Here is a 13,685-nt window from a genome sequence, read left to right as displayed (position 1 = left end):
CCCGTCAGGCGGGCATCAGCCGTTCGGAGGCCACTCTCGCCGGGATCGGCGGGCCGGCCGGGGTGGAGACCGAGCGGCCGACGATGGTGGCGAGCTGGGCCCGTGAGCACAGCGCGAGCTTCTTGAAGATGCGAGCCAGGTAGGTCTCCACGGTCTTGTGGCTCAGGCCCAGTGTCCGGGCGATCTGCTGGTTCGTCCGGCCGTCGCTGACCAGTCGGGAGATCTCGCGCTCGCGGCCGCTCAGCTGGGCCAGCTCCGACGGCAGGTCCGCCAGGCCCGGGTCCGGCTCGTCCCGGAGCGGGTCCGGCACCTCCGCGATCCGGTCCCCGGAGGGGCCGTCGGTCTCCTGGTACCGCTGCTCGTCGAAGTGCTCGAGCAGGGTGGTGAGGCCGCCGAGGACGTAGCGGTGACCGAACCGGGTGGCGATCGCGAGCGCCCGGCGGAGGTGCCGGCCGGCCTGGTCGTCGTGGGCGAGCGCGTGTTCGGCCCTGGCCAGCCAGTAGAGCGGGGTCACGTCGGGGGCCAGGTCCGCGTCGGACACGTTGGCCATCAGGGTCCGGGCCTTCAGCAGCTGGTCCTCGGCGGTCCGGCCGGCGGGATCGGTGAGGGTGGCCAGGGCCAGCAGCAGCGCGCGCGGGCCCGCATCGGTCACCGGGTCCAGGTGGTCGGCCAGCGGGCAGAGGCCGGGGACCCCCTTCGCGGACGAGAGGATCGACAGGTCGGGGACCGCGGTGGGGTGGCGGCTGTCGACGGTGGTGGCGAGCAGCTCCGCGACCAGCCGGGCCCTGGTGCGGTGGTCACCGGGATCGGCGATGCGCAGTCCGATGCGGAGCAGGTCGCCCGCGGCTTCGCGGTCGCCTTCCAGGTGCAGCGCTCGCCCGGCCCACAGCGCGGTTTCCGGGGAGTGCGCCACCTGGTCGAACAGGAGACGGGCGTCGGACGTGCGGCCGGTGACCACGAGCGCGATGGCCAGCAGCGGCACGTGGTCGGCGCACACCGGGCCGCGCGGGTCCAGCGCCCGGCGCAGCCAGCCGGCGGCGTCCGCCGGTCGCTCCCAGCGGACCTCGCGAGCGGCGTCGACCAGGATCCCGGCGGCGTCGTTCTCTTCGACCAGCACGCAGTGCGCCAGGTGGTAGGCGATCTCCGGGGCGGGCGCGTCGCGGTCACGCAGCGCCTCGGCGGCCCTGGCGTGCGCGCCGAGCCGCCACGCGGCGCCGGCGGCCTGGCGGGCGGTGGCCCGCAGCAGCGCGTTGCGGAACCGGAACGTGCGGTTGCCGCCGTCCACGCGCAGGATGTCGTGCGCGACGAGCTCGTCGACCGCGGCCCTGGTCGGTACCTCGGAGCCCTCCACCACCGCGGCCAGCAGCCCGGTGTCGAAGGACTCGCGCATCAGGGCCGCCGCGTGCGCGACGGTCCAGGTGAACGGGGACAGGGTGCGGAACTCGCGCAGCGGGGACACCGGCATCCCCGGCCCGCCCGGCCGGTTCGGGGCGTACCCGGGCACGGCGAAGGGGTCCTGGTCCTCCGCCGCGGCCAACGCGCGCAGCAGGCCCGGGTTGCCGTCCGCGGCGTCCAGCATGGCCCGGCGGCGGTCGGCGGGCAGGCCGGCCGGCAGCAGGGTGCCGAGGTAGTCCTCGGTGAGCGCGGGCAGTTCGACGTGCGCGACGCCGTCCACCGGCTCGTCGAGTGCCGCCAGCAGGTCACCCGCGGTCTGCCGGGGGCGCAGCGCGGTCACCAGCAGGACCGGCGCGTCCGGCGGCCGCCGGATCAGGTGGGTGAACAGGTCGACCGACGCGGGATCCGCCCACTGCAGGTCGTCGACCACCAGCAGCAGGGGGACGCCGGCGCTGAGCCGTTCCAGCAGGGCGCGCACCGCGTGGAAGAGGTGCCGCATCTCCGACGGGCCGCTCGGCACGGCCGCATCGGGCGAATACCGGGCCAGCGCCGGGCAGATGCCGGCCAGCCAGGAGACGTGGTACTTCGGGAAGCCGTCGAGCAGCGCCGGGTCCCGCGACGTCAGCAGGTCTTCGAGGGCGTCGGAGAAGACGCCGAAGGGCAGCGACCCGGGCAGCGGGCCCGCCGCACCGCAGGCGACCGTCCACCCGCGTTCCTTCGCGTGGCCGGCGAGCGCCGCGAGCAGTTCGGACTTGCCGCTCCACGGATCACCGCTGATCCGCACCGCGCGGACGTCGGGTTCGGCACCGTCCACAATGCCGGTGAGCCGGGCCAGCTCCGCCTCGCGTCCCCGCGCGTCGAGCCGCCAAGGGGCGACGCCACGCGGCCGGGGTACTTGCGGCCCGGGTTCGGGTGAGGCGGAGATGGGCACGTCGTTGTACCCCTGAATCGATGGCATACCTTGATCCCCCAGGATGTCGGTGTCCTCCCGATCGATGCGTCTCGATGATCCACGACCGTCATCAACTTGTACCACAGTTGACATCCGTTTGGCGTAAAAGGCGTCGATTTGTCCACTGTGGACTACCAAGGTTGGTAGTGCCTCAGTGCAGGGGAGCTTCGAAGCGCTCACGCAGCGGGCGCAGCTCCTTGAGCTCCGACAGCTCGGCGATCGTCGGGCTGAGGTAGAACGTGCGCGCGGGCAGCTCCACGCCGAAGTCCTGCTGCAGCTGCCCGAGCAGGTCGGCCGCGACCAGCGAATGGCCGCCCAGCTCGAAGAAGTCGTCGTCGACGCCGACGCTGTCCACCATCAGGACTTTCGCCCACAGGTCGCAGAGGAACCGCTCGAGCGCGTTCTCCGGGGTCCCGTTCTCCTCGGGCACGGCCTCCTCGGCGGCCGAGCCGGGCAGCGCGTCCCGGTCGAGCTTCCCGTTGGGGGTCAACGGGAAGGCGTCGAGGGCGACGATCCTGGCCGGTACCAGGAACTCCGGCAGCCGTTCGCGCAGCCAGTCGCGAAGCGCGGGCACCGTGGGGCGGTCGCCGTCGGCGAGCACGACGTAGGCGGCGAGCCGGGTGCTCCCGCCGGCACCGGGCTCCGGCAGCGCCACGGCGGCCGTGACGGCGGGGTGCGCGCCGAGCGCGGCGGCGACCTCGGCCGGCTCCACCCGGTACCCGTTGATCTTGACCTGGTCGTCGGCCCGGCCGAGGAAGTCCAGCGAGCCGTCCGCGCGCCAGCGGGCCAGGTCCCCGGTGCGGTACTGGCGCTCGCCGCCCGCGGCCGGGGTGAACACGGCCGCGGTGGCCGCCGGCCGGCCGAGGTAGCCCTGGGCCAGCCCGTCGCCGAGGGCGTACAGGTCGCCCACCACCCCCGGCGGCACCGGTCTGCCGAGCCGGTCGAGCACCCGGACCCGGGTGCCCCGGATCGGCCGGCCGATCGGCAGCGGGCCGGTACCGCCGGGGCGGCCGGCCGGGCCACCGAACGTGGCGCAGGTGGTGAAGGTCGTGTTCTCGGTCGGGCCGTAGCCGTTGGTGAAGACCAGGTCCGGGTGCGCGGCCAGCAGCCGCCGCACGGCGTCGGGGGAGATGACGTCGCCGCCCGCGATCAGGTGGCGCACCCCGGTGAGGCGGTCGAGGTGGTGGTCGACCAGCTGGTGGAAGAGCCCCGCGGTCAGCCAGAGCACGGTGACCCGCTCGGCCGCCACGACCGCACCCAGCTCGGCGGGATCGACCCGGCCCGGCGGCAGCAGCACGAGTCGCGCCCCGGCGGAAAGCGGCGCCCAGATTTCCAGCGTGGAGGCATCGAAGGCGATCGGGGCGGCCTGCAGGAACACATCGCCGGGGCGGGCATCCAGCCAGTCCGGTTCGTGCACGAGCCGCGACACCGCCCGGTGCGGCACGCACACGCCCTTGGGGGTGCCGGTGGAACCGGAGGTGTAGCTGACGTAGGCGAGGGTGCCCGGGGAGAGATCGCGGGGCAGCGGCCCCGCGGTGGCCGGTGGCGCCGCGTCGAGTGGGGCGGGGGTGTGGTCGCCTGCGGTGCGGTCGCCGGGCTGCGGCTCGGTGGCGTGGTCGGTGGGTGCCCGGTCGGCCAGCGGCTCGGCGGCGGGCGCTGCCGCGTCGAGGGGGACCGCGTTGAACAGGACCGCCGTCCGGTCGGCCGGTACCCGGCCGGCCAGCTGCGCGTCGGCGAGCACGATGCGGACCCCGGCGTCGTCGAGCAGTCCGGTGAGGCGGGCGTCCGGCCAGTCGGGGGACAGGGCCAGGTAGGCGCCACCCGCCTCGAGCACGGCGAGCAGCCCGGCGATCAGCCCGGCGGACCGGTCGCCGAGCACGCCGACCACCTCGCCGGGACGAACGCCCGCCCGGACCAGCCGGGCGGCCAGCGCTCCGGCGTGCTCCGCCAGCCACCGGTAGGGCAGGGTCGTGCCGGCCGCGGTGAGGGCCGGGGCGTCCGGGGTCCGCCGGGCGCGCTCCTCGACCAGGTCGTGCACGAGCCTTGCGGGAGCCGGCGGATCGCCGCCCTCGAACGTGGCGACCAGGGCCCGGTCGGCGTCCGAAGCGAGGTTCAGCTCCGACACCCGGAGTGAGGGGTCCCGGGTTCCGTCGGCGAGCGCCCGGTCGACCTGCCCGGCCAGCTGAGCCGGCTCGTCGCCGCGCAGCTCGGCCGCGCCCTCGGTGACGACCAACCGGATGTCGCCGACGGTCACCGTGTACTCCGGGCCGGCCGGCGCGGGCACCTCGGCGCCGAGGGCGGCGAACGTGGGGTCGGCGGACAGGTCCACCTCGACGGTGACGTCCCCGGTCACGGCGACCTTGTCGCTGTGCGCGCGCCGGGCGGTGACCGCCACCAGCGCGGCGAGCACCTCCTGGGGCCGTGGGGTGCGGGCCGCCGGCCTCCCGACGCTGACTCCTTCGAGCATGATCGCCGTTCCTCCAGACGTCGCGGGGTGGTGCCGCCCGCGACCTGAGCGTGTCGGGACGGCCGGGTGGCTGCCAGTCAGGGAACTCCCTGATGTGCGGGCGCGACACCGGCGCGACGGCGGAGGGATCCCCGACTTTCCCGGGCCGCCGGTGACGGGAAGCCTCGGGGGCGCACCGGGCTGTCCGGGTGACGCGTGCGACGAGCTGGCCTGAGGGAGACGGGGATGACCCACGACGCCGACCGGCTGAACCAGGCCGTCAGCGAGCTGTCCGAGGAGCGCCGGGCCCTGCTGCTCAGCCGGCTCGGCACCCGTCAGGCCGAGCGGGCGCGGGCCGAGGAGATCCCCCGCCGGCCACCCGGCACCGACCGGCTCCCCTGCTCCGCGGGCCAGGAACGGCTCTACTACCTGCACCAGCTCGACCCGGGTTCGGTGACCTACCTGCTGCCGATCCGCCTGCGGCTGCGGGGGACCCCCGACCCGGCGGCCCTGCGGGTGGCGCTGGCCGGTCTGGTGGCGCGGCACGAGCCGCTGCGCACCGGGTTCGAGGTCGACGCCGAGCACGTCCCGAGCCAGGTGGTGCGCGCGGCCGGCGAGGTGCCGGTACCGCTCGCCGAGGGCGCGGGCACCGCCGCCGAGGTCGACGCCCACGTGCGGCGGCTGACCGGGGAACCGTTCGACCTGGCCACGCCGCCACTGCTGCGGGCCGGGCTGTGGCGCGTCACCGACCGGCCGGACGAGTGGGTCCTCGCGCTGTGCGTGCACCACGCCGTCATCGACGGCTGGTCGCTCGGCGTGCTGGTCGAGGAACTGGCCGAACTGTACGACGCGGCCGTGGTCGCCCGGCCGCCCCAGCTGCCCGAGCTGCCCGTCCAGTACGGCGACTACACGCTCTGGCAGCGCGACCGGCGGGCCGACGCCGTCGCCCGCGACCTGGACTTTTGGCGGCAGGCCCTCGACGGCGCGCCGCCGCTGGAGCTGGCCGGCGACCGGCCCCGCCCGGTCCGGCCCACCTTCGGCGGCGCCTCGGTCCCGGTGCGGATCGAGCCCGCCCGGGCGGGCGCGCTGGACGCGCGGGCCCGGGCGGCGGAGGCCACCCCGTTCATGGTGCTGCTCGCCGCGTTCACCGTGGTGCTGCGCCGCTGGTCCGGGCAGCCGGACCTGGTGGTGGGCACCCCCGTGGCCGGGCGGTCGCGCCCGGAGCTGGAGCGGCTCGTCGGGTTCTTCGTCAACACCCTGGTGCTCCGCGTCGACCTGGCCGGCGCCCGGTCGTTCGGCGAGCTGGTGGGCCGGGTCCGCACGGCCTGCCTGGCCGGCTTCGCGCACCAGGATGTGCCGTTCGAGCAGGTCGTGCGCGAAGCCGGGGTGACCCGCCAGGGCGGCCGGCCCGATCTGCCCAGGGCGCTGTTCGCCCTGCGCAACGTCCCCCTGGGCGCGCCCCGGCTGAGCGGCCTCGAGGTGGTGAACGAGGAGCTGCCGCGGGTGGGCACCGACCTCGACCTCAGCCTCGAGCTCGCCCCGGACGGCGACGGCGGCTACTCCGGCTGGCTGGTCTACGCCACCGACCTGTTCGACGCCGGCACCGCCGAACGGATGGTGTCCGGGCTGCGGGCGGTGCTCGCCGCGGTGGCCGGGGACACCGGCCTCGCCGTCGCCGCCATCCCCGTTCTCCCGCCCGCCGAGCGGGACCGGGTGCTGACCGGGTCGAGCGGCGCCGCGGTGCCCGCCGTGGCCCCCACGACGATGCACGCGCTGGTGGCGGCCCAGGCCGACCGCACGCCCGACGCGATCGCGGTGGCCGGCGGCCGGCCGCTCACCTACCGGGAGCTGGACGACCGGGCGAACCGGCTCGCCGCCACCCTCGCCGAACACGGGGTCCGCCGGGAGGACCGCGTCGGTGTCCACCTGCACCGCGGCCCCGACCTGCTGGTGGCCTTGCTCGGGGTGCTCAAGTCGGGGGCGGTCTACCTGCCGCTCGACCCCGACCAGCCGGCCGAGCGGCTCGACCTGATCCTCCGCGACGCCGACCCGTCCGTCGTCGTGACTTCACCCGGCCTCGCGGGCACCCCCGCCGTGACCGGGCGCGCCACGGTGCTCGTCACCGAGACCGCCGGGGCGACGGCGGGCCGGCCGGACGTGCCCGTCAACCCGGCGAACGCCGCCTGCCTGCTCTACACCTCCGGCTCCACCGGCACGCCGAAGGGCGCGCTGCTGACCCACCACGGCCTGGCCAACCGGATGGGGCAGATGGTCACCGGCCACGGGTTCGGCCCCGGCGACGTCGTCCTGCAGAAGACGCCGATCGGCTCCGACCCGTCGCTGTGGGAGATGCTCGTGCCGCTGTGCGCGGGGGGCCGGGTCGTCTTCGCCGACCCCGGCCGGCACACCGATGCCGGCCACCTGCTCGCCCTGATGCGCGAACACCGGGTCACCGCGTGCGACTTCGTGCCGTCGATGCTGGTGACCGCGCTGGCCGATCCTCGGTTCGCCGAGTCCGTGGCCTCGCTGCGGCTCGTCGTCTGCGGCGGCGAGGAACTGCCCGCGCCGGCCGCGGAGCGGTTCCTGGAGCTGGCTCCCGGGGCCGTGCTGACCAACTACTACGGTCCCACCGAGGTGTCCTTCGACGCCACCGCCGCGGCCGTGACCCGTCCGGTGCGGACGCCGGTCCCGATCGGCCGTCCGCTCGCCGGCGTCGAGGCGTACGTGCTCGACGCGGACGGCGAAGTCACGCCGGCCGGCGTGCCGGGGGAGCTGTTCCTCGGCGGTGTGCAGCTCACGCGCGGCTACCTCAACCGGCCGGGGCACACCGCGGAAACCCTGGTGCCGCACCCGTTCCGCGCCGGCGACCGGCTGTACCGCACCGGCGACCGGGTCCGCCGCCGCCCCGATGGCGAGCTGGACTTCCTCGGCCGGCTCGACAGCCAGGTCAAGATCCGCGGCTACCGGGTCGAGCCGGGCGAGGTCGAAAGCGCGCTGCGCACGCATGCCGACATCGAACACGTCGCGGTGCGGGTCTTCACCGACGAGACCGGCCCCCGGCTGGCCGGCTACCTCACGGTGCGCGCGGGCGCCACCCCGCCCGACGCCGGCGCGCTGCGCCGGCACCTGGCCACCCGGCTGCCCGCGCCGATGATCCCGGCCGCGTTCGTGGTCCTCGACGAGCTGCCGCTGCTGCCCAACGGCAAGGTCGACCGGAGCCGGCTGCCCGAGCCCGGCCGCACCGCCGTGGAATCCGTGCCGCCGGAGACGTCGCTGCAGAAGGTGCTCTGCCACATCTGGGAGCAGGTGCTCGACGCGAAGGACATCGGCGTGCACGACGACTTCTTCGTGCTGGGCGGCCACTCCCTGCTCGCCACCCAGGTCGTGTCGCAGGTGCGCGAGGTCTTCCGGATGGACTTCCCGCTGCACTTCTTCGTCGAGACGCCCACGGTGGCCGCGTTCGCCACGCTGCTGCGCGAGCGCGGGGTCGCCGCGGGGGTCGACGTCGACAAGGTGGCGGGGATCGTCCTGCGGGTCCGGGCCATGTCGGCCGCCGAGGTCGGCGACCACCTCGGATCGGAAACGAGGCAACGATGACCACAGTGTCCGGCCACCGGGTGACCGAGGGGTCCCCGGCCATTCCCCGCTGGGCGACCGGCCAGGCCGGGATCGCCGAGCACCGGTTCCCCCTGCCGGCCGCCGTCGAGGACACCGTGCTGTTCGCCGCGCACGCGGTGGTTCTGGGCGCGCTGACCGGTGAGCCGGTGGTGACCGTCGTCCACGACGGCCGGCCGCGGGTGGTCGACCTCGGGCACCGCACGTGGCGCGAGCTGATCGCCCACGTCGCCGGCGCACCGGCGGTTTCGGCGCGCTGCGACACGGTCGTCGGGGAGGGGGAGCTCGGCGGGGACGCGATAGTCCACATCGGACTCGACGGGAACTCGCTCGTCGTGCGGTGCCGGCGGGAGTGGGTCGACGACGCCTACGCCGCCCGGATCGCCGACTACCACCGGACCGCCCTGCGCCTGGCCGCGGCCGATCCGGACGCCGGACACGCGGATCGGTGCCTGCTGGGCGCCGCCGAGCTGCGGCACCAGCTCACCGCGCTCAGCGGTGCGCCTCGCGAGCTGCCCGATCGCCGGGTGCACCAGCTCATCGCGGACACCGCGGCGGCCCGGCCCGACGACGTCGCCGTCGTCGCCGGGCTCGACCAGCTCACCTACCGCCAGCTCGACGAGCGCGCCAACCAGGTCGCGCACGCCCTGCTGGCCGACGGTCTCACCGCGGAGGACGTCGTCGCCGTCGTCAGCGAACGCGCCATCCCGTGGCTGGTGGCGGTGCTGGGCGTGCTCAAGGCCGGCGGCTGCTACCTCCCGGTGGAACCGCACTTCCCGATCGAGCGGATCGCCGCCATGCTCACCCGGTCGGCGTGCGGGCGCGCCCTCACCGACGACGTGGGCGCGGCCGTGACCGACCGGCTCGCCGGGCTCGTGCCGGGGATCCGCGCCCGCGGGGTGGACGAGATCCTGCGCGGCGGCCACCCGTCGGCCGCCCCCGGGACGCCGGTGGTGGCCGGGCAGCTCGCCTACATCTACTTCACCTCCGGTTCCACCGGCGAGCCCAAGGGCGTCATGTGCGAGCACGAAGGGATGCTCAACCACATGCTCGCCAAGATCGACGACATGGGCGTGCGGGCGGGCACGGTGGTGGCGCAGACCGCGCCGCAGTGCTTCGACATCTCCCTGTGGCAGCTGCTCGCCCCGCTGATCGCCGGCGGCACCGTCGTCATCGTGTCGCAGCAGGCGCTGCTCGACGTCGAGCAGTTCGTCGCCGAGCTGGACCGCAGCCGGGTCGAGGTCGCCCAGCTGGTTCCGTCCTACGTGGAGGTACTGCTGGGACACCTCGAGCGCCGCCCGCGCGCCCTGCCCGCGCTGCGGTGCGTGTCCGCGACCGGCGAGGCGCTCAAGGCCGCGCTCGTCCGCCGCTGGTTCGCCGTGCTCCCCGAAGTGCTGCTGGTCAACGCCTACGGGCTCACCGAGACCTGCGACGACACGAACCACGAGGTGCTGGACCGGGCACCGGACGGGTCCCGCGTGCCGTTGGGGCGGGCCATCGCGGGGGTCGGCGTGCACGTCGTCGACGGCAACCTGATGCCCGTCCCGCTCGGCGCGACCGGCGAGATCGTGTTCTCCGGCCGGTGCCTGGCCCGGGGGTACGTCAACGACCCGATCCGCACCGCACTGGCCTTCACCGCGAGCCCGCTCTTCCCCGGCCAGCGGCTCTACCGCTCCGGCGACTTCGGCCGGTGGACACCCGACGGGCGGCTGGAGTTCTCCGGGCGGCGGGACACCCAGGTCAAGATCCGCGGGTTCCGCGTCGAGATCGGGGAGATCGAAGACCGGCTGCTGCGCCTGCCGGGGGTGCGGGAGGCGACGGTGATCGTGGCCGGGGCCGCCGAGTCCGCCCGGCTGGTGGCCTGTTACTCGGCCTCGCCGTCGCTGGCGCCGGGACCGCTGGTGGAGGCGCTGGCGCGCGTGCTGCCCGACTACATGGTGCCGCGGGACTGGTACTGGCTCGACGTGCTTCCGCTGACCGGCAACGGGAAGGTCGACCGCAAGGAGCTGGCGCGCATCACCGGTGGCCTGAACCGGGCGATGACGGAGGACGAGCGGCCCCGCCCCGGCGCCGAGCGCAGGCTCGCCGCCGCGTGGGCCACGGTGCTCGGCGTCGCACCCGACCGCGTCGGGCGCACCGACGACTTCTTCGCCTCCGGTGGCTCGTCGCTTTCGGCGCTGCAGCTGGTGATCGAGCTCGACCGGGCGGTCTCGCTCGGCGACGTCACCGCCCACCCGGTGCTCGCCGACCTCGCCGGAGTTCTCGGCACCGGCGCGACCGGGACCCGTCCGGTGCTGCACCGGCTGACGCCGCGGGCGGGCCGGACCCTGGTGTGTTTTCCTTACGCGGGCGGCAATGCAGTGACCTACGTGCCGCTGGCCGGCGAGCTCGCCGCCGAGGGCTGGGCCGTGTACGGCGTGGAACCGCCCGGCCGGGACGGCAAATCGGCCCCGGTCGCGGTACCGGAGCTGGCCGAGCTGGTCGCCGACGAGCTCGCCGCGCTCGACGCGGGACCGGTGACGCTGTGGGGGCATTCGATGGGCGTGGCCGCCGCGATGGCCACCGCGCGATTGCTGCGCGAGCGCGGTCACGACGTGCGCCGCGTTCACCTCGGCGCCCAGCTCCCCGGTGACAGCGGTGCCCGCCGGGTCCAGGCCGCCGAGGTGGCCGCGCTGGCGGACGAGGAGGTGGTGACCGCGCTGGTCGAAAGCGGCCGGCCGGAGCTGGCCGAGGTCGGCGGCGCGCACCTGAGGCCGCTCACCGACGCGTACCGGCACGACGTGGCGGCCGCCTGCAGGTATCTCGCGGAGGCCCTCGACGCGGGCGACCGGCTCGACGTGCCGGTGACCGTGGTGCTCGCGGCCGACGACGTCCCGGACGACGTGCCGGGTGATCCGTGGGACTGGGGCCGGCTGGCCGGTGACGTGCGGGTGGTGGAATTGCCGGACGGCGGCCACTACTTCGCCGCGTCGCGGCCGGCGAGCGTGGCGAAGGTGATCGCCGGAACGGACTGAGGCGGGGGACTTCCGTGACCGGCGGGCGAGCCGGGCACCGGAAGTCCACCCGGCTTCACACGTTCTGGTTGGGGAAGTAGTCCTCGCAATCACCATCGCGGCGGACGTCCCACGTGGCGCAGTGCAGGGACCCGCCGTATTCGTACACGTGCCGGAACGGCAGCGGGAACACCTCGAAGCCCAAGCTGCACAGCAGGTCCTGCAACGGCTTCTCCTGCTCCTCGACGATGATCTTCGACGGGGAGATGCTCAGCACGTTGATCGAAACCCACTTGGACGACTGGCAGTAGCGGGGCATTTCGTCGTTGCTGGTGAGCGGCTGGGGCGCGGTCACGAACTCCCAGTCGTTGGCCAGGAACAGCTTCTCCTCGCCGCTGTTGATCGGCCGCTCGGGGTTGGTGAGCACCAGGCCCGCGCGCAGCGGGATGAACGTGGCGTCGATGTGCGAGGGGAAGTAGTCGAGCGGGAAGTGCACCGGGTGCACGCGGAAGCCCTTCGGCTCCAGGTGCCGGGTGATCCACCGGATGCCCGCGCGGTTGGTGGTCATCGACTCCTGGACGAACACGTCCTTGCCCATCCGCGCCATGTCCGCGGCGTCGAAGACGACCTCGTCCTGCGTCACGCAGAACTCGAAGTTGTGCATCTCCTCGTGCCGCTTCGACAGCGGCCACGTCCAGAAGTCCTGGCGGTACATGTCGTCGGCCATGGACGGCTTCGGCGCCACCGACCAGGTCATCAGCGGGTCCTCGTCCCAGTACTTGTAGACCAGGCTCCGGTAGGCCTCGTACTCGAAGTACCGCGACCGGCGCGACATCGTCGCCTCGAGGATCTCGTTGCCCAGGGTGATCATCACGTCCCGGGGGCAGACCGCGCAGTACTGGTTCTCCACCTCGAACGTGGGCGTCTTCAGCGGCACCGAGTAGTCCCGCGGCGACGGCCGTCGAACCGTGACACCCTGCGACTCGAGCAGTGACACGAGGCCGCCGAGCTCCTCTTCGGCCTTCTCGTTCAGCTCCCGGGGCTTCGGGCCGGTGGGGAAGGGCCGCGGCTCGGGCAGCCCGCGCTCCTGGGGCCGGTGCCCCGGCTCGGTCGGTTCGAAGCAGGCGTTCTCCGCGGTGCCCACGACGACCTCCTGGAGAGTGTCCCACTCGTTCCAGGAGTTGACGATTCTGGTGTCAGTCCGCATCGGCTCGTCACATCTCTCTGTAGGACGGTTGCTCGGCGGTCTCGCGACCCCCCGGACGTCCCCAATTCCACCGGTCCGTTCGCGGCGGCCACAGTCCGGAGAACCCCGGATCGCCGGCCCGGTCCCGGGCGTGTGCGGGGAATGTCGGACTTCGCCGCGCCCGCCCCGCCGGGGCACAGTGGACGGCGTGCCGCTCACCATCGACGCCCGCTTCAACGGCCCGGACGACAGCGCCAACGGCGGCTACGCGTGCGGGCTGTTCGCCGGCTTGTGCCCGGAGCCGGTGGCGGTGACCCTGCACGCCCCGCCCCGGCTCGGGGTGCCGCTGCGCGCCGAGATCGGTGGCAGGCGGGCGCACCTGTGGGACGGCGACGCGCTCGTCGCCACCGCCGCGCCCACCCGTCATCAGGTCGTGCCGCCGGCTCCGGTGCCGGCCGAGGCGGCTCGCGCGGCCGTCTCGCACTACCGCGGCCGCGCGGGACACCCGTACCCGCACTGCTTCGCCTGCGGGCCGGGCCGGGCCCCCGGCGACGGCCTGCTGCTGGCGCCCGGCCCGGTGCCGGACCGGGCGGGCACGGTCGCCTGCCCGTGGGTCCCGGACGCGGGGCTGCTCGCCGCGGACGGCCGGGTGCGCGCGGAGTTCGTCTGGGCGGTGCTGGACTGCCCGTCGGGCTGGACGGCGGATCTCGTCGCCGCGCCGAAGGTGCTCGGCTGGATGCGGGCCGAGCTGATCCGGCGGCCGCTCGCCGGGGAGCCCTGCGTGGTGGTGGCCAGGCTGGACAGCCTGGGTGACGGGGGTCTCGCGGCCGGCTCGGCGCTTTACGACGACGCGGGGTCGCTGCTCGCGGCGGCGACGACCCGCTGGTACCCCCCGGCGGCCGGGTGAACCGCGGTGGACCACCCGGCGCGACTCGGCCGGTCCCGGCTTCGGGGGTCGGGATCAGGGGTGGTCGCACCGCACCCTGGCAGGCACCTCCCGGGTCGTGACCCGGCCCAGGTCCCCTACACCGGCGCCGCGCGTCCGGGGTTCTCCGGACTCATCCCGATCAGGGAGAGCGCGGTTCGATGGTCCCCGGC

General features: G+C 74.7%; 6 protein-coding genes. 3 read left to right on the top strand and 3 right to left on the bottom strand.

The window, feature by feature from the left end; genetic code table 11:
• Positions 1-4: 4 nt before the first annotated feature.
• Together ACFVYA_RS02915 and ACFVYA_RS02910 are read right to left on the bottom strand one after the other, a co-directional pair.
• Positions 5-2,353, bottom strand: a complete 2,349-nt coding sequence (locus ACFVYA_RS02915) for an ATP-binding protein (RefSeq protein ID WP_387041685.1) — start codon at positions 2,351-2,353, stop codon at positions 5-7.
• Positions 2,354-2,498: 145 nt separating this feature from the next.
• Entirely contained in the window at positions 2,499-4,814 is a 2,316-nt protein-coding gene (locus tag ACFVYA_RS02910; RefSeq protein WP_387041683.1) for an amino acid adenylation domain-containing protein, read from the bottom strand.
• Positions 4,815-5,039: 225 nt separating this feature from the next.
• Here ACFVYA_RS02910 and ACFVYA_RS02905 point away from each other — a divergent pair, with 225 nt between their 5' ends.
• Both ACFVYA_RS02905 and ACFVYA_RS02900 read left to right on the top strand, forming a co-directional pair.
• The gene (locus ACFVYA_RS02905) at positions 5,040-8,390 is read left to right on the top strand and encodes an amino acid adenylation domain-containing protein (protein ID WP_387041679.1); all 3,351 of its coding nucleotides are present in this window, start codon (positions 5,040-5,042) and stop codon (positions 8,388-8,390) included.
• Entirely contained in the window at positions 8,387-11,422 is a 3,036-nt protein-coding gene (locus ACFVYA_RS02900; protein WP_387041676.1) for an amino acid adenylation domain-containing protein, read from the top strand. Before ACFVYA_RS02905 ends, ACFVYA_RS02900 begins: the two co-directional genes overlap by 4 nt.
• A gap of 55 nt (positions 11,423-11,477) precedes the next feature.
• Here ACFVYA_RS02900 and ACFVYA_RS02895 read toward each other — a convergent pair whose 3' ends face one another.
• On the bottom strand, positions 11,478-12,608 hold the full coding sequence (locus ACFVYA_RS02895; protein ID WP_387041674.1) for a glycine amidinotransferase: 1,131 nt from the start codon (positions 12,606-12,608) through the stop codon (positions 11,478-11,480).
• 187 nt (positions 12,609-12,795) lie between these two features.
• Here ACFVYA_RS02895 and ACFVYA_RS02890 point away from each other — a divergent pair, with 187 nt between their 5' ends.
• Positions 12,796-13,494 (top strand): hypothetical protein, encoded by a 699-nt coding sequence (locus ACFVYA_RS02890; RefSeq protein ID WP_387041671.1) that lies wholly within the window; start codon positions 12,796-12,798, stop codon positions 13,492-13,494.
• Positions 13,495-13,685 lie beyond the last annotated feature (191 nt).

It is taken from the genome of Amycolatopsis sp. NPDC058278, from assembly GCF_042881395.1.
In the GTDB taxonomy this organism is placed as follows: domain Bacteria; phylum Actinomycetota; class Actinomycetes; order Mycobacteriales; family Pseudonocardiaceae; genus Amycolatopsis.
This window is presented reverse-complemented; position numbering and strand designations above follow the sequence as displayed.

Bases quoted from the DNA above. Each gene is read 5' to 3' on its own strand.
- ACFVYA_RS02905 (WP_387041679.1), top strand. From the start codon at position 5,040: ATGACCCACGACGCCGACCGGCTGAACCAGGCCGTCAGCGAGCTGTCC.
- ACFVYA_RS02915 (WP_387041685.1), bottom strand. From the start codon at position 2,353: ATGCCATCGATTCAGGGGTACAACGACGTGCCCATCTCCGCCTCACCC.
- ACFVYA_RS02895 (WP_387041674.1), bottom strand. From the start codon at position 12,608: ATGCGGACTGACACCAGAATCGTCAACTCCTGGAACGAGTGGGACACT.
- ACFVYA_RS02900 (WP_387041676.1), top strand. From the start codon at position 8,387: ATGACCACAGTGTCCGGCCACCGGGTGACCGAGGGGTCCCCGGCCATT.
- ACFVYA_RS02910 (WP_387041683.1), bottom strand. From the start codon at position 4,814: ATGCTCGAAGGAGTCAGCGTCGGGAGGCCGGCGGCCCGCACCCCACGG.